The organism is Micromonospora sp. NPDC050397 (assembly GCF_044901685.1).
Classification (GTDB): domain Bacteria; phylum Actinomycetota; class Actinomycetes; order Mycobacteriales; family Micromonosporaceae; genus Micromonospora_G.
Genome location: NZ_JBJDPS010000004.1, coordinates 638,238 through 657,613, shown reverse-complemented (window position 1 = coordinate 657,613; position 19,376 = coordinate 638,238). Strand labels below are relative to the sequence as shown.

Sequence of the window (19,376 nt, the reverse complement as noted above, 5' to 3'; positions counted from 1 at the left end):
TGGCGACTCGCCGGCAACCACCCCGGCCTGATGAGCAGTTCGGAGAGGCGCACGCGCCTCCGTGAACATGGGCATCCCGCCCAACCGAAGTGCCGTTGTGGCGCACCTCCGACTGAATCGAAGTCCGCTCGCGGCGCCGGACCTGACCCGATCCGCGAACGTTCCGGGCTCGCCGACCGTGTGCTGCGGCGAGCAGCACACCGGCGGCCCGCAGGAAGGTCACCGTTTTCGGTGCGACCGGTCGCACCGGACTGACCCTACTCACCGCGTCGGCGCGGGCGCAGTATCAGGTGAGCGCCCGTATCCGTACCCGGACCCGGCTCCGTGACGCGCCCACGGCCCGTACTGTCACCGACTCGGTGTTCGATCCGTCCAGCATTCGCGATGCTCTGAGCAGGGCAGGTACGGCGGTGATCGCGTTCGGACTGGGCGGTGACCGGCGCACACCGCTCTAGCGGCCTCGGCTGGACCTTCAACCGACCCACCCACCGTCAGCAACGGACCCGGACGCGGGCTTCGCAACCAGCGCGTCACGCGAGCCGCAAGATGTCCCACACCACCTACGAGGACCTGGCCCTCCTGATCCTGCGTGTCCTGTTCGACCCCGCTACCTACGGTCGCGACCTGTACCCCTGACCAGCGGAAGCACATGGAGCAGCGCCACACGCCCCAGTAGCTCAGACACACCGTCCAAGCCCTGGTCGTGCACCCAGGCGACTCACCGGCACACCGGCCTAACTGAGACGGGACACCAGGGCGTCCCATCGGCCAACCGAGACTGCGCGTGCGGTACCCCGCAGCGCGATGAATCCGACCTTCAAGCAGTTCGGATCTCGATATGGTGTGACGGTGCGGTCCCAGCAGCGGGATAAGGGGGTCACCTGGGAAGAACTCTTTGTCGACCTAGCACTCGCGTTCTCGCTCACCGAGTTCACCCGCATCCTGCGCGAGGACCACGGCTGGTCGGGCCTAGGTCGGGTGCTAATCCTTTTCGCCATGGTCTACTGGGCCTGGACCGGCATCATTCTCTACGCAAACCAGCGCGACGTGATCAATCCCCTGGACCGGGTGGGCCTGTTCACACTCGGATTCAGCGCCATGCTGCTGGCGCTGACAATCTCCGGCGCGTGGGGCGCCCGGGGCCCGCTGTTCGCCGCCGCCTTCCTGACCATGCGCGTGGTACTGGGGGTCCTGGTGCTGCGCAACCTACCGATCCGGCGAGCCCTCTTCCACGGCCCCTTCGGAGCCGGATTCCTGTCCGGGCCGCTACTCCTCGCGGGCGCGGTGGTGGAAGGTACGCCCAGGATCGTCCTCTGGGCGGCCGCCGCCATCGTCGACCTGGCAAGCCCCTGGGTAACGCGCCGGACCCTGGCCACGATTCAGCTTCATACGGCGCACTACACACACCGCTACGGATTGTTGATCATCCTGGTTCTCGGCGAGTCCATCATCGAGGTCGGGGAAGAGGCCGTCGGCATCCCGCTCACCGTCACCCGAACGGTGGCTGTCGGCACGGGGTACGCCCTGATCTGCGCACTCTGGTGGGCATACTTCGTATACGGCGTGACGACCTTCCGGCGGGCACTGGAGGAGTCGAACCGACACGTGGACCTCCAGCAGTCTAATCAACAGGTGGACCTCCAGAGGTCGCTCCTTGTCTATGGCCACCTGCTGTTCGACCTCGCGATCATCGCGGTCGCCGTAGGCCTCGGCCAAGTGATTATGATGCCCACCGAGCCACTACAGATTGGCGAGACGGGCCTGCTCTTCGGTGGCTGCGCCCTGTTCCTCGCCGCCTTCTCCTACACCAACTGGCGGATCCGCCGAGAGTTCACCTGGCGCCGAATCGGCCCCGCCGCTCTCTGCCTCGTCCTGCTGCCAGTGGCCACCCTGCTGCCCGCGCTGGCCGCCCTCATGGTCCTGATCATGGTGGTGGCCGGGGTCAGTGCGCTGGAGAACCTCATCCTGCACCACCGCGCCACGAGCAACCCCTCCGGCGTAACCGACCGCGGCCCCTTGATGGGCGCCTAGTAGTGCTTTGTCATTGATCTGAGCGGGTAGCGGGGTTTTGTTGTGGGGAACCGTGTTGAGCAGGTGGGGCAGGCGCCGGCCAGACGGACGAGTAGACGTTGTAGTTCACGGAGTACGGCGTAGAGGGTCAGGCCGGCGCTTTTGCTTTTGGGTCGAGGCGTTGCAGAGTGAGGAAGGCGTGGGCGGCGGAGACGAGAGTGACGTGGTGGTGCCAGCCTTGCCAGGTGCGTCCTTCGTAGTGGTCGAGGCCGAGGCCGGTCTTCAGTTCGCGGTAGTCGTGTTCGATGCGCCAGCGGAGTTTGGCTAGTCGGACCAGTCTGGTGCGGGGTGTGCGTGCGGGTAGGTCACTGATCCAGTACTTGGTGGGCTTGGCTTCGGTGGGTGGCCATTCGGCGATGAGCCAGCGCACGGGTAGGTCCTGGCCGGGATGAGCGCGGCGGTGTGGGTTGCCGGCCGGGCGGACCCGAAGGAAGACGAAGTGTGAACGCATCGGCTGTGGTTGCCGGTTACGGTGGCGGCTCCCGGTGCGCCAGCGCACGGGGCGGGCGGCGCCACGGCCGGCGGACAGGACCAGTTCTCTGACGGCTGTGGCGGCCTGTCGGTAGATGACGCGCGGGTAGGGGCCGTTGCCCGAGTACGGCGCGGCGACCCGGACCGTGTCCTGCGGGTAGGCGGTGACGGTGTGGGCGACCTGCACCACATACGGCATGGCGCGGTCTTCCAGGCCCTGGCGGAAGTCGCCGACTTCGCCGTAGCCCGCGTCGGCCACGACGAGGGGTGGTCTCAGTCCCCATCCGGTCATCTCCTCGAGCATGTCCAGGGCGAGGCGCCACTTCTCCCGATGCCCTACGTCGTCGGGAATTCCGGCCTTCGCCCGACGGCCTATGACGTCACCTTCCGTGTTCAGGGCTGGATCCCAGGAGGCCGGAAGAAACAGTCGCCAGTCGGCCGGGCAGGAGGCGGTGTCGGTGACCAGGTTGACGCTCACCCCGATCTGGCAGTTCGTGACCTTGCCGGCCGTGCCCGTGTACTGCCGTGCCACCCCGGGCGAGGCCGATCCGCACTTGAGCCAGCCGGTGTCGTCCACTGCCCAGGCCAGGGGCTGCACAGCCACGTCCATCCGCCAGGCCAACTGCCGGCGGACCGGGGTCACATCCCAGGGGCTGTTCGTCACGAAGTGGTTCAACGCCTGGTCATGCACGCCCGGGAGTCGGCCGGCCATCGGCTGGACCGACTTACGCCGTCCGTCGATCATCAGCCCCTGAAGATACGACACCGCCCGGTCCCGCCAACCGAGCCGAGTCAACGACCTGAACACGTCTCCAGCGAAACCGGCCAGCTCATCACGCAACCGGTGAACATCGAGGGGGTCCACACACCACACACGACCCAGCCAGCAAAAGGTAACGGATGCTCACCAAAAAGTGACAAAGCACTACTAGGAGCACCGCCCCGTACGCATGCTCCAGGACCGTTCCGCCGCCACCCGTGGCGTACAGACCCGCGACCCACTATCAACCGACATCACGAGTCGAAGTGATCCATCCCCATCAGCACCGAGTGACCGCTAAGAGCCACGCCTGGACCATCATCCCCCACCGGTACGACAGCTTCGGCGTCCTTCGCTCCCGAACCTGCCAAGCGACGAGAGGGACCTGATCGACCGCAAGGCAGTCGGGGCATGGCGTTGCTCGACCAGTCTCGGGCCGCCATCACGACGGGATCGATGGACTTGAGTTCGAGGATGCCCCCGAACGAAACATCAACTTCCCCTGACATAGAGAGAGTCCGACGTCCAACCGATGACCGACACAGCGAAAATCGATGGACTGCTATCCCGTGTCGCCTCGTGGTGTTTCGTCTGCCCGGACTGTGCCCGGAAGGAGATCAAAAACCCCGCCCCCTCGATTTGGGGGCGGGGCTCTGACCTGCACTTTCAGTTGTAGCGGGGACAGGATTTGAACCTGCGACCTCTGGGTTATGAGCCCAGCGAGCTACCGAGCTGCTCCACCCCGCGTCGGTGAGGAAACCTTAGCGCATCCCCGGAGCCACACCGACGCGGGGGCACCCGCCGACGACCGGCCGACCTCGTCCCATCGCCCCGCGCAGGCCGTCCTCCTCTGTCCAACCTGGACCCCCGAGCCGGGGATCCCGCCAACCTCAGGGGCCGGCGAGCTGGCCGCCGGGGGTGACCCGGGCCGCCACCGCCTCGGCCTCGCCCGATATCGCCTCGACCAACCGGGCCCGCCCGACGACGGGCACCAGCCGACCGGCTCGCCAGGCGATCCCGAGTCCGGCGGCGAGCACGAGGAACGCGCCGAGGGTTTGCAGCAGGTTGAGGAACATGCCGGCGACACCGAGCATCGGGGCGGCGAACATCAGCAGCCATCCGTCGGAGTAGCTGAACACGCCGGAGTGCAGCACCGCCCACCCGGTCAGCAGCCAACCCACGGTGTAGAGGCCGGCGCCGAAGAGGGCCAGGGCGCGGCCGGCTCCGGCGTACACGGTGGTTTCTTCGGGGAGCCCGGCGAAGGGGAGCATCAGCATCGCGCCGCCCAACGCCGCCAGCAGGCCGGCGGTCGCGGTGCCCCGGCTGCGCGCGGTGACCAGCAGTGCGGTCACCGCCATCAGCCCGAGCAGGCCGAGCCAGATCGCGATCGTCCAGAGCACCAGCGGGAAGCTGCGCCCGTCGGCCGAGGCCGGCGTGGGGCCGTCGCCGACGAGCGTGACGATGCCGTACACGAGGGCGGATCCGGGCAGGATCCAGACCGCTCCGCGGGCGAACCGGCGCAGCGTCCAGGCCCACGAGGTGTCGCTGGCCGGTTGCGGCTCGGAGCCCTCCTCGAAGAACGGGAGCAGGTGGAAGCCGCCGGCTGGTCGGGCCGGGCGGTCCAACGGCCGGGGTACGGCGGAAGCGCCCCTCACCGGTCGCTTGGGTTTCATCGCCTGTCCCATGACGCCCCCTCGCTCCACTCCCGGGAGGTCGCGCGGGGGTTCGTGCCGCCGCCCCGCCCACCGGTCACCGCTGCGCTCCAGCCCGATCGTGACAAACCAGGGCCGGGCGGCGCCGGGCTTCGCCGTTTTCGCGAACCAAATTCGCGACGAGGCCGGTGGGCTGACGGTCCGTCGGTGCCGGTCCAGCGCCGGCTTTGTCCCAGGATGTGGGGGTCAGCGGTATCGGTTGTCGGGGTCAGGGGCGAGGGACAGACCCGCTCGCCGGGGTTGCCGTACCGCCCGGGGTCACCCCGGGCGGTACGGCGACAACGTGGTCAGCCCCGGTCGGTGGGCTCCCGGTCGGTGGTGGTGTCGTCGAGCAGACTGGCCGGCGACACCGGTTCCGGCGCGGGCAGCCCCTTCGCCGCCCCGGGCCGTGAGGTGACCTGCGCCTCGGCCGCCCGTACCTGGTCGTGCACCTCCTGGGCCGCCGCTGCCGCGGCCTGGGCCGCCTCGGCGGCCTCACGCTCGACGTCGCTCGCCGTCCTCGACGCCTCCGGCGCGGGCACGTCCCCGGCGGTCTGGGCCAGTCCACCGAGCGCGCCGCCGAGTCCTTCCAGCGCCTTGGTCAACTCGGCCGGAACCACCCAGATCTTGCTGGCCTGGCCGTTGGCGATCTGCGGCAACGCCTGGAGGTACTGGTAGGCCAGCACCTTCTGGCTGGGGTTCGCCTGGTGGATCGCGTCGAAGACGGTACGGATCGCCTTGGCCTGACCCTCCGCCTCCAGGATCCGGGCCTGCCGGTCGCCGTCGGCGCGCAGCACGGCGGCCTGCTTCTCCCCCTCGGCGGTCAGGATCTGGGACTGCTTCTGCCCCTCGGCGTTGAGGATCGCGGCCCGCCGGTCCCGCTCGGCGCGCATCTGCTTCTCCATCGAGTCACGGATGCTCGGCGGCGGCTCGATCGCCTTGATCTCCACCCGGGTGACCTTGATGCCCCACCGGCCGGTGGTCTCGTCCAGCACCCCGGAGAGGTGCCGGTTGATCTCCTCACGGCTGGTCAGCGCCCGTTCCAGGTCGAGCGAGCCGATGACGTTGCGCAGGGTCGTCACGGTGAGCTGCTCGATCGCCTGGAGGAAGTTGGAAATCTCGTAGGTCGCCTTCGCCGAGTCGACCACCTTGAAGTACAGCACCGTGTCGATCGAGACGACCAGGTTGTCCGAGGTGATCACCGGTTGCGGTGGGAAGCTGACCACCTGCTCGCGCATGTCGACCTTGGTCCGGACCGCGTCGATGAAGGGCACCAGCAGGTTGAGTCCGGGTTGCAGGGTGCGCTTGTACTTGCCGAGCCGCTCGACCACGTCCTGCCGCTGCTGCGGCACGATCCGTACCGCCTTGGCGAACGTGATCACCACGAACAGAGCCACGGCGGCGAGCAGCACCGCTATCGCCACGTCCATATCACTCACCTTTTCGTATCGGGTGTCGCGTCGTTCGAGGAATCGTCCCGCCAGACCATGGCGGTCACACCTTTGAGTTCGATCACCCGGACCCGTTCGCCGGGCTGGAACACCTGTGACGCGTCGTAGGAACGCGCGGTCCAGATCTCACCGTCGATCCTGATCACGCCGTGGCCGGCGTCGACCTGTTCCAGCACCAGCGCCTCGGAACCCTCGATCGCCTCGGTGCCGAACGGCTTCTCGCCGCTCTCCAGGGCCGACCGCCGGTGCCGCCTGATCACCGGGCGGACAGCGAACACCGTCAGCGCCGACACCGCGCCGAAGACCAGCACCTGCGCCAGCGGCGGGGCACCGAGCGCCGCCACACCGGCCGTGGCGAGCGCGGCCACACCGAACATGAGCAGAACCAACGTCGTGGTGAAGACCTCGGCCACCAGCAGCAGGACGCCGAGCACGATCCACAGGAGGGGCTCCATAACCCGATCCTGTCACGGCGACGCACGCGGCGACGACCTGCGGATTCCGGCCCGATCGGTAAGATCACCGATGCGGTCGCCGAGTGCCGGGGCGACGAACCGACAACCCGACGAGCCGGCAAGAAGCAGCGAACCGACGACTCGGCAAAAAGCACCGAACCGACGAGCCGACGAGCCGGCAAAGCAACGGAACCGACGAACCGACGCCGTACCGATCGACCGAGAGGGCCGATGACCATGGCGCTGCTGCTGGAGACCACCCGACGTCTCGACACCCTGGTGGCCGAGACCCAGTCGACCGCCGCGGTGCCCACGTTTGTCGCCGGGGTGGTCCGCGACGGCGTGCTCGCCCACGTGACCGGTGCCGGCGAGCCGCCACCCGATCCGGGCACCCAGTACCGGATCGGCTCGATCACCAAGACCATGACCTCCGCGCTGGTGCTCCAACTCCGCGACGAGGGCCGGCTGGCGCTGGACGACCCGCTCGACCGGCACCTGCCCGGCACCCCGCTGGGCACGGTCACCCTGCGTCAACTGCTCGGCCACGCCAGCGGCCTGCAACGCGAACCGGACAGCGCCGGCTGGTGGGAACGGTCCGAGGGGTCCGACCTGGCCGCCCTGATCGCGGGGCTCACCCCGGAGAAGCTCACCCATCCGCCGTACCGGGTGTTCCACTACTCGAATCTGGCGTACGGGCTGCTCGGTGGCGTACTGGAACGGCTCACCGGCACGTCGTGGTGGGAGCTGCTCCGGAGCCGGTTACTGGGTCCGCTCGGCATGAACCGTACGTCCTACCAGGCCGAGGAGCCGTTCGCCCCCGGCTACGTGGTCCACCCCTGGCACGGCACGCTGCGCGAGGAGCCGCGTACCGACACCGGTGCGATGGCACCGGCCGGGCAACTCTGGGCCAGCACCGCCGACCTGGCCCGGTGGGCGGCGTTCCTGGCCGATCCCGACCCGACACTGCTCGCCCCGGAGACGGTCGCCGAGATGTGCTCCCCGGTGCTGATGAACGACCTCGACTCGTGGAGCTCCGGCTACGGGCTCGGCCTGGAACTGACCCGCAGCGGCGAGCGGGTCTACGTCGGGCACGGCGGTTCGATGCCCGGCTACGTCGCCGGTCTGATGGTGCACCGGCCGTCCCGGACCGGCGCGGTCACCTTCGCGAACGCGTACGGCTTCCGCCATGGTTCGATCGTTGCGGCGACCCGGCAACTGCTGACCGAGGTGCTCGACCGTGAGCCGGACCCGGTGCGCGCCTGGCGTCCGGCGAGCGGCCCGCCCGAGCCGGCGGTGGCCGAACTGACCGGCCGCTGGTGGTTCATGGGCCGGGAGTTCGAGGCGACCTGGGACGCCGAAACCGAGGAGCTTCGGATGGGGCTGCCCCGTCCGGGCGGGGGCCTGACGTGGCGGTTCACCCGACTGGACGCGGACCGGTGGCGTGGCCGCTCCGGCATGAACGACGGCGAGATCCTCTCCGTACGCCGGGACCCGTCCGGCGCCGTACGGGCGCTCGACATCGCCACCTTCGTCTTCACCCGCGCCCCGGACCGGCTCGACTGAGCCGGGCGGTGGTCCGGTCGGCGGCCATGGTTCAGTCGGCTGCCGACTGGACAACACCGACCGGAACGAGCCCCAACGCGGCGAGCAGTTCGTCCAGGGTCTCCTCGGCGGTGTCGTTGTGCGCGCCGAACGCCGCCCCGAGTGCGGCCCCGGATGCGGTGACCCCCGCCTCGGCGGACCAGGCGAGCGCCCGCCGGACCACCTCGTCGACCGGATGCTCCAGCGGCGGGGCCTGGTATTCGAGCGCCGTCGCCTCGTGCAGGTACGCCTGCCACGACACCCCACCCGGCGTCAGCGCCTCCACCACGGCGGCGTCACTGTCCAGGATGTACGCGGTCAGTGCCGGCGCCCCGGTCCCGGTGACCAGGGCAGGCAGCGCCTTCCGGACATCGCCGTCGAGCTGCGCGCACCGCCAACCGTCCTGGAAGATCTTCTCGTCCAGGACGTCGACCTCCCGCACCGCCGACAGCTCCGACAGTGGCCGTGCGGACCGCGCGACCAGCATCCTGCCCCAGTAACCCATCCCGACCGGCCCTCCGTCTCTCCTGCGGCCCCGCTGCTCGGCCGCAACCGTCGGCAGAGTTATACGCGACGGGGCGGACATTCCCTTCCGGCGAGCGACGGGTAGGTCCGCTCAGACGACCCGGGCGACGGCCGGTGGCGGGTCCGGCTCGCGCGCGGTCTGGTCGATCGCCGGTCCGGGGTGGAGGTGACGGATCGCGAGGGTGCCAGGGACGAGCGGGATCAGGCCGAGCGCCACCTGGTCGAACATAGCTCGACCAGTCACCGTCAGCACGTCCCGGTCCGGGCCGGCGAGCTGCGCGCAGGTCTGGGAGCACAAGATGGAAGCCGATCGGCGCCCACAGGCTGCCACCCGAGGGCGGGTCGCCGCCCGCCTTGCTCCGCCGAGCCGCCGCCATCCATGCCCGTCAGCCTCGACCCCGGGGTCAAGGGCCGACGGAACCACCCGCTCAGCCCGGTACGGTGACGAAGTCGATCATGCGCTCGACCGCGTTGATCAGCGGCGTCTCCACGTCCTGGTAACTCGACACCCGAGACAGGATCAGCCGCCACAGCTGCGCCGGCTCGGCCACCCCGAGCGCCGCGCAGACCCCCTCCTTCCACGGCTGCCCCGGTGGCACCACCGGCCACGCCTCGATACCCAGCCGCGCCGGTTTCACCGCCTGCCAGACGTCCACGTACGGGTGCCCGGTGACGAGCACGTGCGGCGAGGTCACCCCGGCCACGATCCGGCTCTCCTTGGAGCCCGCGACCAGGTGGTCGACCAGCACGCCGAGCCGCCGCTCGGGACCGGGACCGAACTCGCGCACCCGCGCGGGCAGCTCGTCGATGCCGTCCAGCGGCTCCACCACCACGCCCTCGATCCGCAGGTCGTCGCCCCAGATCCGCTCCACCAGGGCGGCGTCGTGGATGCCCTCGACCCAGATCCGGCTGGCCTTGGCGACCTGGGCGCGTACCCCGGCGACGGCGACCGAACCGGAGGCGGTCCGTTTCCGGGCGGCCGGCACGACGCTCGGCGCCGGGCGGCGCAGCGTCACCGGCGAGCCGTCCAGCAGGAAGGCCGCGGGCAGCAGCGGGAAGTTGCGCCGCCGACCGTGGCGGTCCTCCAGCACCACGGCACCGGACTCGAAACCGACCACGGCACCACAGAAACCCGAGTCGGCGTCCTCGACCACCAGGTCCGGTTCGGCGTCCACCTCCGGCACCGTCCGGCGTCGCCGCCAGTCCCCGGCCAGCACGTCCTCGCCGTACATCCTCCCCATGGCCGCGACGCTAACCCGATTCGGGTGATCAGTAACGCAGACGCGCCGCGCCCCGCCGGCACCCGAGACACGGCAGCGGCGAACACGTACCCTTGCCTGCATGTCCCCCGCAACGGGCGCGGCGACCCTTGCCCCGCGCCGGTCGAGCCGGTTCGTGGCCTGGGTACGCGCATGGCGCGCCGGGCTGGTGCCGTATGACGAGGTCGCCGACGAGGTGGCCGGTGACGAGGAACACCTCGTCGCCGACGCTCCCGGCACCTGGACCGACGTGCCGCTCGCCGACGCCCTGCCCACCCTGTCGAAGCTCTCCCCCGACGAGATCCGGCTGGTGCTGCCCGCGCCCGGGGATCCGCGCGGACTGCCCGGCCCCGGCCCCTTCGCCGGTGCCGCGCTGCTCGCGGGGGAGGCGGTGATCGCCGGGGACCTGGGACTGATCCCGGAGGTGCGGCTGCACACCTCCGGTTCGGGGATGACCTTCGAGACCGTGCTGTGGCGGGTCTACCCGCTGCCGGAGAGCGCCCCGGCCGCGTCGCTGGGGCATCCCGGCCCGGCCGAGGCCGAGGCCGACCTCTCCACCGCGCTGGCCGAGGCGACCGCCGCGCTGACCCGGCTGGACGTGGCGCACTGGCGGCCCGAACTGGCCGGCGCGTTGGCCGCGCTGCGCCGACCGGACGGCGGCACCGACCTGCCGCCCGGGTTCGACCCACGGGCCCGCCGGCTCTTCGCCCGGGCGAGCGTGCTCGACCAGGTGTTGGCGCTGGCCGAGCACGTGGCACCGGGCGGGGCGGTGAACAACTACGAGGCGCAGCAGCGGGACGCGGCGTTGCGACCGCTCACCGTGGCCTGTCGGCGTGCCCTGGTCGCCGCCTGCAACGCCCCGCTGGCCGCCTGAGCACCACTCTCCCAGGCCACCCGGGTCGTCAGATCTCGTCCATCAGGTCGACCACCGAGTTGACGATCCGCGACGGCCGGTACGGGTAGCGCTCCGCCTCGGTCTTGGTGCTGATCCCGGTCAGCACCAGGATCGTCTCCAGCCCGGCCTCGAGTCCACAGAGGATGTCGGTGTCCATCCGGTCACCGATCATCGCGGTGGACTCGGAGTGCGCGTTGATGGTGTTCAACGCCGACCGCATCATCATCGGGTTCGGCTTGCCGACGAAGTAGGGCTCGACCCCGGTGGCCTTCGAGATCATCGCCGCGACCGAGCCGGCCGCCGGCAACAGACCCTCGTTCGAGGGGCCGGTGACGTCCGGGTTGGTGCAGATGAAGCGGGCCCCGGCCTCGATCAGCCGGACCGCCTTCGTGATCGCCTCGAAACTGTAGGTGCGGGTCTCGCCCAGCACCACGTAGTCCGGGGCGTAGTCGCTGAGGATGTAGCCGACGGCGTGCATGGCCGTGGTCAGCCCCGCCTCGCCGATCACGTACGCGGTGCCGCCGGGGCGCTGGTCGGCGAGGAACTGCGCGGTGGCCAGCGCGGCCGTCCAGATCGCCTGCTCGGGCACCTCGAACCCCATCCGGGCCAGCCGGGCCTGGAGGTCCCGGGGCGTGTAGATGGAGTTGTTCGTCAACACCAGGAACGGCTTGCCGGAGGCGCGCAGCCGGTTGATGAACTCCGGTGCCCCCGGCACCGGTTGTCCCTCGTGCACCAGCACGCCGTCCATGTCGGTCAGCCAGCTCTGCACGGGCTTCCGTTCCCTCATGCCATCCCCTCGCCACACCAGCTAGACCCGTCCGGCCCCGCCCACCGGGGCTTCTCCCGCCCGGCGGGAGCGGTCAGGGGCGCCGTGCCGCCGGCACGCAGCAGCCCGCCGGGCAGGTGTCCCAGACCGGGAGCGTACCGAGGCGTCGTCGCGGCGACGTATCCGGCGGGTTGACCCGCTCGATCACCAGCTCCCGGACCATCGAGACGAACCGGGGATCGGTGCCGGGCGTGCCGGCGCGGGCGAAGTCCAGGCCGAGTCGCTTCGCCGTGGCGGCGGCCTCGGTGTCCAGGTCCCAGACCACCTCCAGGTGGTCCGAGACAAAACCGATCGGGCTGACCACGACCGAGCTGACCCCGTCGGCCGCGAGCAGCTCCAGGTGGTCGTTCACGTCCGGCTCCAACCACGGCACGTGCGGCGGGCCGGACCGGCTCTGCCAGACCAGGTCGTACCGCAGGTCGGGGGCGGCGGCCGCGGCGACCAGCGCGGCGGTCTCGCGCAACTGCGCCTCGTACCGCCCGCCGGTCGGTCCGGCGGCGGCGGCCATCGCGGTCGGCACCGAGTGGGCGGTGAAGACCAGCCGGGTGGTGTCCCGGCGGGCCGGGTCGAGCGTGCCCAGCGCGGCCCGGACCGCGTCCGCGTGCGGCTCGACAAAACCCGGGTGGTCCCAGAACTGGCGCAGCTTGTCGATCATCGGCGCCTCGGGGCCGACCGCCGAACGGGCGGCGACCAGATCCTCCTGGTACTGCCGGCACGAGGAGTAGCCGCCGTACGCGCTGGTGACGAAGGCGAGCGCGGTGCCGATCCCGTCGGCGCGCATCTGCGCCACGGTGTCGGCGAGCATCGGGTGCCAGTTCCGGTTGCCCCAGTAGACCGGCAGGTCGAGCCCGTTCGCGGCGAAGTCGGCCCGGATCGCGGCGAGCAGTTCCCGGTTCTGCTGGTTGATCGGGGAGACCCCGCCGAAGTGCTGGTAGTGCTCGGCGACCTGGGCCAGCCGCTCCGGCGGCACCCCCCGCCCCCGGGTCACGTTCGCCAGGAAGGGCAACACGTCCTCGGGCCGCTCCGGACCCCCGAATCCGACCAGCAGCACTGCCTCGTACGCCATGGTGAATATTCTTCCCCGGCCGCGTCGGCGGCGCGGCAGGACCCCGGGCTATAGCGAGCGCGGTAACACGGGGTCCCGCCTCGTGCCTCAGGCGCCGAGGGCGTGGTAGCCACCGTCGACGTGCACGATCTCGCCGGTGGTGGCCGGGAACCAGTCGGAGAGCAGCGCCAGGCAGGCCCGCGCGGCCGGCTCCTGGTCGGTCAGCGACCAGCCCAGCGGGGCGCGCTCGGTCCAGGCCTCCTCGAACTGCTCGAACCCGGGGATCGACTTCGCCGCCATGGTCCGCAGCGGCCCGGCCGAGACGAGGTTGCTGCGGATGCCCTTCGGACCCAGGTGCAGTGCCAGGTAGCGGGAGGCGGACTCCAGCCCGGCCTTGGCCACGCCCATCCAGTCGTAGACCGGCCACGCCTTGGTCGCGTCGAAGGTGAGCCCGACCACCGAGCCGCCCGGTGCCATCAGCGGCAGCGCCGCCATGGCGAGCGACTTGTACGAGTACGTCGAGACGTGCAGCGCGGTCGCCACGTCCTCCCAGGGTGCGTCCAGGAACCCGCCGCCGAGGCAGCTCGCCGGGGCGAAGCCGATCGAGTGCACCACCCCGTCCAGCCCGTCGACGTGCTCACGTACCCGGTCGGCGAGGCCGGCCAGGTGCTCGGCGTTGGTCACGTCCAGCTCGATCACCGGCGCCGGCTCGGGCAGCCGCTTGGCGATCCGCTCGACCAGGGACAGCCGCCCGTACCCGGTGAGCACGACGGTGGCGCCGTTCTCCTGGGCGAGCTTCGCCACCGAGAAGGCGATCGACTGGTCGGTGATGACGCCGGTGACGAGCAGCCGCTTACCGGCCAGGAGTCCAGACACGTGTAGCTCCTCCAAACGTTGATCTGCGTGATGTGACCGGTTGACGCCGGTCCCCGCACCGGTGGGCGGGAGTCGGTCCCGCGCTTTCCCTCGTTCCGGCAGCGCGTGGACCGGGTGATCCGTGGCCCGGCTCAGTGCCCCATGCCGAGGCCGCCGTCGACCGGGATGACCGCACCGCTGACGTACCCGGCGGCGTCGCTGGCGAGCCAGGTGACCACGCTGGCGACCTCCTCGGGGGCGGCGAACCGACCGGCCGGGACCGACTTGCGGAACTGCTCCCGGAGGTCGTCGGAGAGCGCGGCGGTCATGTCGGTGTCGATGAATCCGGGGGCGACCACATTGGCGGTGATGTTACGGCTGCCGAGCTCCCGGGTGATGGAACGGGCGACGCCGACCAGACCGGCCTTGCTCGCCGCGTAGTTGACCTGGCCGGCGTTGCCGAGCAGGCCGCTGACCGACGAAATGAAGATCATCCGACCCCAGCGGGCCCGGACCATCTTGGTGGCCGCCCGCTTCGCGACCCGGAAGGCGCCGGTCAGGTTGGTGTCGATCACGTCGGTGAACTGTTCCTCGGACATCCGCATGAGCAGCGTGTCCTTGTTGATGCCGGCGTTGGCGACCAGCACCTCGACCGGTCCGAACTCGGCTTCCACGGCGGTGAAGGCGGCGTCGACCGCCGCGGCGTCGGTGACGTCGCACTGGACGCCGAAGAGGTCGGCCGGGGCGGTGCCCCGGTAGGTCACCGCCACCCGGTCACCCTGCTTGGCGAACGCCTGCGCGATGGCCAAACCGATGCCGCGGTTACCCCCGGTCACCAGCACGGTGCGGGCCATGGTCTCTCCCCCTTGTGACTAGACGTACGGACACACTCCGGCTCCGGTGGTACGTGACCCGGTCGCCGGTGCGGATGGTGCGGGTTGGAGATTAGGCGCTACCCGTAGGTAAGCAGTAACGCGGGCCAGGTCAGACCGCGCCACGCCACCGGACCGGGACCGGGGCCGATGGTCACCCGGCGCCGGTCGTCCGCCGCCCGGGGCCGGGCGGCAGGTCATACCGGGGTACGACAAGCAGGATCCCACCGGAGTGGGACGACCAGGCGGTTCCCGCGCCGTACCCTGCCGATGATGGAGCAACCCGCCGACCCGATCCGCGCCACGCTGGGTGACCTGCGGCGGCTCTCTGTCGGCCGAGACCGGACATACCGGTCGGAGGTGCCGCCGCGCTGGTGGCGCCGGATCCGGGGTTGGCTGGTCCCGGTGCTGCTGCTCGCGCTGATCGGCCTGACCGCCGCCGCCAACGAGTACCTGGTCGAGAACCGGGGGCTGACCGGGTCGCACGCGTTCGCGCTCGCCGTCGGCTCCAGCCTCCCGGTGGCGCTGGCGCCGCGCTGGCCACTGCTGGCCTGGCGGCTCGGCTACCTCATGCTCTTCCTCGGCACCGCCGGGGCCACCTTACGGGAGCCGTGGCCGTGGAACCCGGTGCAGATCATCGGCTTCCTGTTCGTGCTCGTGCTGCTCGCCGTCCGGGTGCCGGTCGGGATGACCGCCTGGGCCGGGCTGCTCACCCTGGTCCCGGTCTTCCTGTTCGTCGGCGAACGGGCGAACGCGTACGGCGTGGTCGTGCTGGTCGTGGCCGTGCTCGCCGTCGGCGACCAGGTACGGCGCCGCCGGCAGAGCCAGCGGGCCCTGGCCGAACAGGCCGAGCTGAGCGAGCTGGCCCAGGCCCGGCGGGCGGTGCTGGAGGAGCGGACCCGGATCGCCCGTGAACTGCACGACGTGGTCGCCCACCACATGTCGATGATCGCGGTGCAGGCGGAGACCGCGCCGTACCGGCTCGACGAGCTGCCGGAACCGGCCCGGACCGAGTTCGCCGCGATCGCCGCCTCGGCCCGGGGCGCGCTGACCGACATGCGCCGGCTGCTCGGCGTACTGCGCAGCGAGTCCGGCACCCCGGAGACCGCGCCGCAGCCGGGCCTGGCCGACCTGCCGGAGCTGGTCGGGACCGCCGAACGGGCCGGCATGACGGTGTCGATGACCACCGAACCACCACCGCCCGACGCGCCGAGCCCGCCGGAGGCGGTCGGGCTGGCCGCGTACCGGATCGTGCAGGAGGCGCTGGCCAACGCCGCCCGGCACGCCCCGGGCGCCCCGGTCCGGGTCACCCTCCGACCGGGCCGGCGCGACCTGCGGGTACGCGTCGACAACTCCGGCGGTCCGCCCGGCGCCACGCCACCGGTGGCCGGACACGGGTTGGTCGGGATGCGGGAACGGGCCAGGCTGCTCGGTGGCACCTTCACCGCCGAGCCGACACCGGAGGGCTTCACCGTGACCGCCGTCCTGCCGTACGAGACCGGGGAGACCCGATGATCCGGGTGTTGATCGCCGACGACCAGGCGATGGTCCGGCAGGGCTTCGGTGCGCTGCTCGCCGCCCAACCCGACCTGTTGGTGGTCGGCGACGCGGCCAACGGGGCGGAGGCGGTCGCCGCCGCCCGTCGGCTCGACCCGGACGTGGTGCTGATGGACGTACGGATGCCGGTGCTCGACGGGCTCGCCGCCACCCGGCAACTGCTCGGCGACCGGGCCGCCACCCGCCCCCGGGTGCTCATCCTGACCACCTTCGACCTGGACGACTACGTCTTCGAGGCGCTCCGGGCCGGGGCCAGCGGATTCCTGCTCAAGGACGCGCCCGCCGCCGACCTGGTGCACGCGGTACGGGTGGTCGCCGCCGGGGACGCCCTGCTCGCCCCGGCGGTGACCCGCCGGCTGATCGCCGAGTTCGCCGCCCGACCCGCGCCGGACCGGCCCCGGCCGACCTCGCTGGCCGCGCTCACCGCCCGGGAGACCGAGGTGCTCCGGCTGATCGCGCGCGGCCGCTCCAACGCCGAGATAGCCGCCGACCTGGTGGTCGCCGAGCAGACGGTGAAGACCCACGTCGGACGGATCCTGGCCAAGCTGGGACTGCGCGACCGCGCCCAGGCGGTGGTCGCCGCGTACGAGTCCGGCCTGGTCGCGGCCGGCGAGTAGCCCCGGCCCCGGTAGCGGGGGTCGGCGTCGGGTGACCCCGTGGGGCTACGCCGGGAACGGCTCCGTGGGGTGACGCGTACGCCCCGGTCCGACCCGCATTCTTCCGGTCGACGTCGACCGGCTCCCGGTTGGCGACAACCGGACGGGGACCACGATGAGACGACGGCTGACGCCTCGACGCCCACCACTTCGCGGCCCGGTGCTGCTCCTGCTCGGGCTGGCACTGCTTTATCCACCGCCGGCCGCCACGGCTGCCGCGCCGGCCCCGGTCACCGGGTTCGTCGAGGCGTATCCGGCGGTGGGCGCGGCGATGCGGGCGGCCGGTGCGCCGTACGCGGACTGGGCGGCGAACGGACGCCACTTCCTCGCCTTCGACCCGAGCGGCGACGGGCGCGCGGTCGAGGTGCTCGGGGACCTGGCCGACGCCGAGCGGATCGTGCTCCTGGTCCCGGGGGTGGACACCACGCTGCGCGACTTCGACCGGGGGTTGGGCGGGGTCGCCCGGCGGGCCCCGGCGGTCCAGGCACGTCACCTGTACGGGCGGCTGCGCGCCGACGACCCGTCGGCCCGGGTGGCGGTGATCGCCTGGCTCGGCTACGACCCGCCGGACGGGCTCGGTTGGGCCGCCGCCCGCGAGACCAGGGCACGCAGCGGTGCCGTGGCGCTGACCGACCTGACCCGGCTGCTCGCCGCGCACCGCCCCACGGCGACCATCACCCTGGTCGGGCACAGCTACGGCGCGGTGCTGCTCGGCCTGGCCGCGCCCCGGCTGCCGGCCCAGGTGACCGACCTGGTCAGCGTCGGCGGCGTCGGCATGGGCGCCGGTCGGGTGAGCGGGCTGCGCAGCCGGGCCCGGGTCTGGGCCGCCGAGGCACCGGACGACTGGATCCGGCGCGTCCCGGGACTGCGCCTGTTCGGTCTCGGTCACGGCACCCGGCCCGCCGATCCCGCGTTCGGCGCGCGCCCGCTGCCGGTGGACGGCGTGACCGGGCACGACGGTTACCTGGTGCCCGGGACCGGCACGCTGGCGGCGGTGTCGGCGGTCGCGCTCGGGCGCTCCCCGGGGACGCCGCGATGAGCCGGGACCGGAGCGTGGACGGGGTACGGGCGTACGCGATCGGCGGGGTGGTGCTCGGCCACTGGCTGGTGACCGCGCTGGTGGCGACCCCGACGGGCGCACTGGCCCAGGCCAGCCCGCTGGTCCTGATGCCCTGGCTGGCGCCGGTGACCTGGCTGTTGCAGACCCTCGGCCTGTTCTTCTTCACCGCCGGTTACGCCTCCGCCCGGTCGCTCGACTCCGGCGCGACGGCGATCGTGGACCGGCCGCACGCCGGGGCGGGTCACGCGCGGGACGCCGGTGGCGGGCACCGGCGGTGGTTCGGCCGGCGGCTGCGGCGGCTGGTCGCGCCGGTCGGCACACTGCTCGGCGGCTGGGCGGTGGTGCTGGCGGTCGCGCTGCTGGCCGGCGTACCGACCGCCACCGTGCGGACCGTGGCCACGCTGGTGGTCAGCCCGCTCTGGTTCCTGCTGCCGTTTGTCGCCCTGGTCCTGCTCACCCGGCCACTGCGCGCCGCGCTGCGCCGGCACGGTACGACCGCCGTGGCGCTGCCGCCGCTGCTCCTGGTCGCCACGGTCGATTTGACCGGACGGCTGCGCCCGGACGGCGTACCGGGTTGGCTGGTGCCGGTCGGCGTGCTGGCCGGCTGGCTGGTGCCGTACCTGCTGGGGATGGCGTTGGTCGACGGCGGCGGCGCCGGTCGGCGGACCGGGCTGCGACTGGCCCTCGGCGGCGTCGCCGGGATGGCCGCGCTGGTGCTGCTCGCCGGCTACCCGGCGAGCGCGGTCGGGGTGCCCGGGGCCGGACGGTCCAATCTCGACCCGCCGTCGATGTTCACGGTCTGCCTCGTGCTGGCCCAGATCGGCTGCGTCCTGCTGCTCCGGCCCGCCCTGACCCGACTGCTGGGCCGACCGGCCTGGTGGAGACCGGTACGGGCGCTCAACACCGTGGCGCTGCCGGTCTTCCTGTGGCACCAGACCGCACTGGTCGCGGTGACCGTGCTCGGTGCCCGACTGGCCGGCGGCACGGCCCTGCCCGGCCTGCACACCGTGCCCACGCACCCCGGCTGGGTCGCCGCCCGGCTGGCCTGGCTCCCGCTCGTCGCCGCGGTGCTCGGTCTCCTGGTCACCCGCCGCCTCGATCACGCAGAGTACGCACCCGCGCCCGCCCGGTCGCCGGACGTCCCACCGTCGTCCGCCACGGAGAAGCCGTTCAGCAGGGCACACACCGGATGATCGGCCAACTTCGCGACACGGCGGGACGGGTGTACGATCGTCACCGTCCGGTCCGGTTCGGCTAGTGGAGGTGATCGCTGTGCGAAGTAGCGATCCTCCTAGTCGTGGCCGGGCCGCTCGTCAGTCCCGCTGAGCCACGACTCCACGGATGAAC

At 71.6% G+C, this 19,376-nt stretch carries 18 protein-coding genes, 1 tRNA gene and 1 pseudogene; 8 read left to right on the top strand and 12 right to left on the bottom strand.

Going from position 1 to position 19,376, the window contains the following annotated elements:
- Positions 1-230: 230 nt before the first annotated feature.
- Together ACI2K4_RS18610 and ACI2K4_RS18605 are read left to right on the top strand one after the other, a co-directional pair.
- A pseudogene (locus tag ACI2K4_RS18610) lies at positions 231-455 on the top strand (NAD(P)H-binding protein); the annotation flags it as partial.
- Positions 456-804: 349 nt separating this feature from the next.
- The gene (locus ACI2K4_RS18605; RefSeq protein WP_404512881.1) at positions 805-2,031 is read left to right on the top strand and encodes a low temperature requirement protein A; all 1,227 of its coding nucleotides are present in this window, start codon (positions 805-807) and stop codon (positions 2,029-2,031) included.
- A gap of 127 nt (positions 2,032-2,158) precedes the next feature.
- On the opposite strand, the gene ACI2K4_RS18600 is transcribed toward ACI2K4_RS18605, so the two are convergent.
- From ACI2K4_RS18600 to ACI2K4_RS18580, 5 genes are all read right to left on the bottom strand, one after another.
- Positions 2,159-3,406 (bottom strand): IS701 family transposase, encoded by a 1,248-nt coding sequence (locus ACI2K4_RS18600; protein WP_404512879.1) that lies wholly within the window; start codon positions 3,404-3,406, stop codon positions 2,159-2,161.
- A gap of 568 nt (positions 3,407-3,974) precedes the next feature.
- A tRNA-Met gene (locus ACI2K4_RS18595) sits at positions 3,975-4,048 on the bottom strand.
- A 143-nt stretch (positions 4,049-4,191) separates the two neighbouring features.
- A complete protein-coding gene (locus tag ACI2K4_RS18590) occupies positions 4,192-4,956 on the bottom strand; it encodes a hypothetical protein (protein WP_404512877.1) in 765 nt (254 codons plus the stop codon).
- A 344-nt stretch (positions 4,957-5,300) separates the two neighbouring features.
- A complete protein-coding gene (locus tag ACI2K4_RS18585; protein ID WP_404512875.1) occupies positions 5,301-6,422 on the bottom strand; it encodes an SPFH domain-containing protein in 1,122 nt (373 codons plus the stop codon).
- Between the two features lie 5 nt (positions 6,423-6,427).
- Positions 6,428-6,898, bottom strand: coding sequence for an NfeD family protein (locus ACI2K4_RS18580; protein ID WP_404512873.1), 471 nt, complete (start codon positions 6,896-6,898; stop codon positions 6,428-6,430).
- 237 nt (positions 6,899-7,135) lie between these two features.
- Between ACI2K4_RS18580 and ACI2K4_RS18575 the strand changes: the two genes are divergently transcribed.
- Entirely contained in the window at positions 7,136-8,461 is a 1,326-nt protein-coding gene (locus ACI2K4_RS18575; RefSeq protein ID WP_404512990.1) for a serine hydrolase domain-containing protein, read from the top strand.
- Positions 8,462-8,492: 31 nt separating this feature from the next.
- On the opposite strand, the gene ACI2K4_RS18570 is transcribed toward ACI2K4_RS18575, so the two are convergent.
- From ACI2K4_RS18570 to ACI2K4_RS18560, 3 genes are all read right to left on the bottom strand, one after another.
- Positions 8,493-8,984: a hypothetical protein gene (locus tag ACI2K4_RS18570; protein ID WP_404512871.1), complete on the bottom strand. Its 492-nt coding sequence runs from the start codon at positions 8,982-8,984 to the stop codon at positions 8,493-8,495.
- Positions 8,985-9,095: 111 nt separating this feature from the next.
- Complete coding sequence (locus tag ACI2K4_RS18565) at positions 9,096-9,248, bottom strand: hypothetical protein (protein ID WP_404512869.1); 153 nt, start codon at positions 9,246-9,248, stop codon at positions 9,096-9,098.
- 184 nt (positions 9,249-9,432) lie between these two features.
- Positions 9,433-10,245 (bottom strand): DUF3097 domain-containing protein, encoded by an 813-nt coding sequence (locus tag ACI2K4_RS18560; protein WP_404512867.1) that lies wholly within the window; start codon positions 10,243-10,245, stop codon positions 9,433-9,435.
- A gap of 100 nt (positions 10,246-10,345) precedes the next feature.
- Here ACI2K4_RS18560 and ACI2K4_RS18555 point away from each other — a divergent pair, with 100 nt between their 5' ends.
- Positions 10,346-11,137 (top strand): hypothetical protein, encoded by a 792-nt coding sequence (locus tag ACI2K4_RS18555; protein WP_404512865.1) that lies wholly within the window; start codon positions 10,346-10,348, stop codon positions 11,135-11,137.
- A 28-nt stretch (positions 11,138-11,165) separates the two neighbouring features.
- Here the strand turns inward: ACI2K4_RS18555 and ACI2K4_RS18550 are convergent, their stop codons facing one another.
- The 4 genes from ACI2K4_RS18550 to fabG all read right to left on the bottom strand — a co-directional run bounded on the left by ACI2K4_RS18550 (position 11,166) and on the right by fabG (position 14,738).
- The gene (locus ACI2K4_RS18550) at positions 11,166-11,945 is read right to left on the bottom strand and encodes an HAD-IIA family hydrolase (RefSeq protein ID WP_404512863.1); all 780 of its coding nucleotides are present in this window, start codon (positions 11,943-11,945) and stop codon (positions 11,166-11,168) included.
- A gap of 73 nt (positions 11,946-12,018) precedes the next feature.
- Positions 12,019-13,050 carry a ferrochelatase gene (locus ACI2K4_RS18545; protein ID WP_404512861.1) on the bottom strand — a complete coding sequence of 344 codons (1,032 nt, stop codon included), beginning with the start codon at positions 13,048-13,050 and terminating at the stop codon, positions 12,019-12,021.
- 87 nt (positions 13,051-13,137) lie between these two features.
- Complete coding sequence (gene fabI, locus ACI2K4_RS18540) at positions 13,138-13,905, bottom strand: enoyl-ACP reductase FabI (protein ID WP_404512859.1); 768 nt, start codon at positions 13,903-13,905, stop codon at positions 13,138-13,140.
- A gap of 131 nt (positions 13,906-14,036) precedes the next feature.
- Complete coding sequence (gene fabG, locus ACI2K4_RS18535; RefSeq protein WP_404512857.1) at positions 14,037-14,738, bottom strand: 3-oxoacyl-ACP reductase FabG; 702 nt, start codon at positions 14,736-14,738, stop codon at positions 14,037-14,039.
- A 291-nt stretch (positions 14,739-15,029) separates the two neighbouring features.
- Here fabG and ACI2K4_RS18530 point away from each other — a divergent pair, with 291 nt between their 5' ends.
- The 4 genes from ACI2K4_RS18530 to ACI2K4_RS18515 all read left to right on the top strand — a co-directional run bounded on the left by ACI2K4_RS18530 (position 15,030) and on the right by ACI2K4_RS18515 (position 19,222).
- Positions 15,030-16,271, top strand: a complete 1,242-nt coding sequence (locus ACI2K4_RS18530) for a sensor histidine kinase (protein ID WP_404512855.1) — start codon at positions 15,030-15,032, stop codon at positions 16,269-16,271.
- Complete coding sequence (locus tag ACI2K4_RS18525) at positions 16,268-16,930, top strand: response regulator (RefSeq protein ID WP_404512853.1); 663 nt, start codon at positions 16,268-16,270, stop codon at positions 16,928-16,930. Before ACI2K4_RS18530 ends, ACI2K4_RS18525 begins: the two co-directional genes overlap by 4 nt.
- Positions 16,931-17,084: 154 nt before the next feature.
- A complete protein-coding gene (locus ACI2K4_RS18520; protein WP_404512851.1) occupies positions 17,085-18,008 on the top strand; it encodes an alpha/beta hydrolase in 924 nt (307 codons plus the stop codon).
- Entirely contained in the window at positions 18,005-19,222 is a 1,218-nt protein-coding gene (locus ACI2K4_RS18515; protein WP_404512849.1) for an acyltransferase, read from the top strand. Before ACI2K4_RS18520 ends, ACI2K4_RS18515 begins: the two co-directional genes overlap by 4 nt.
- Positions 19,223-19,376 lie beyond the last annotated feature (154 nt).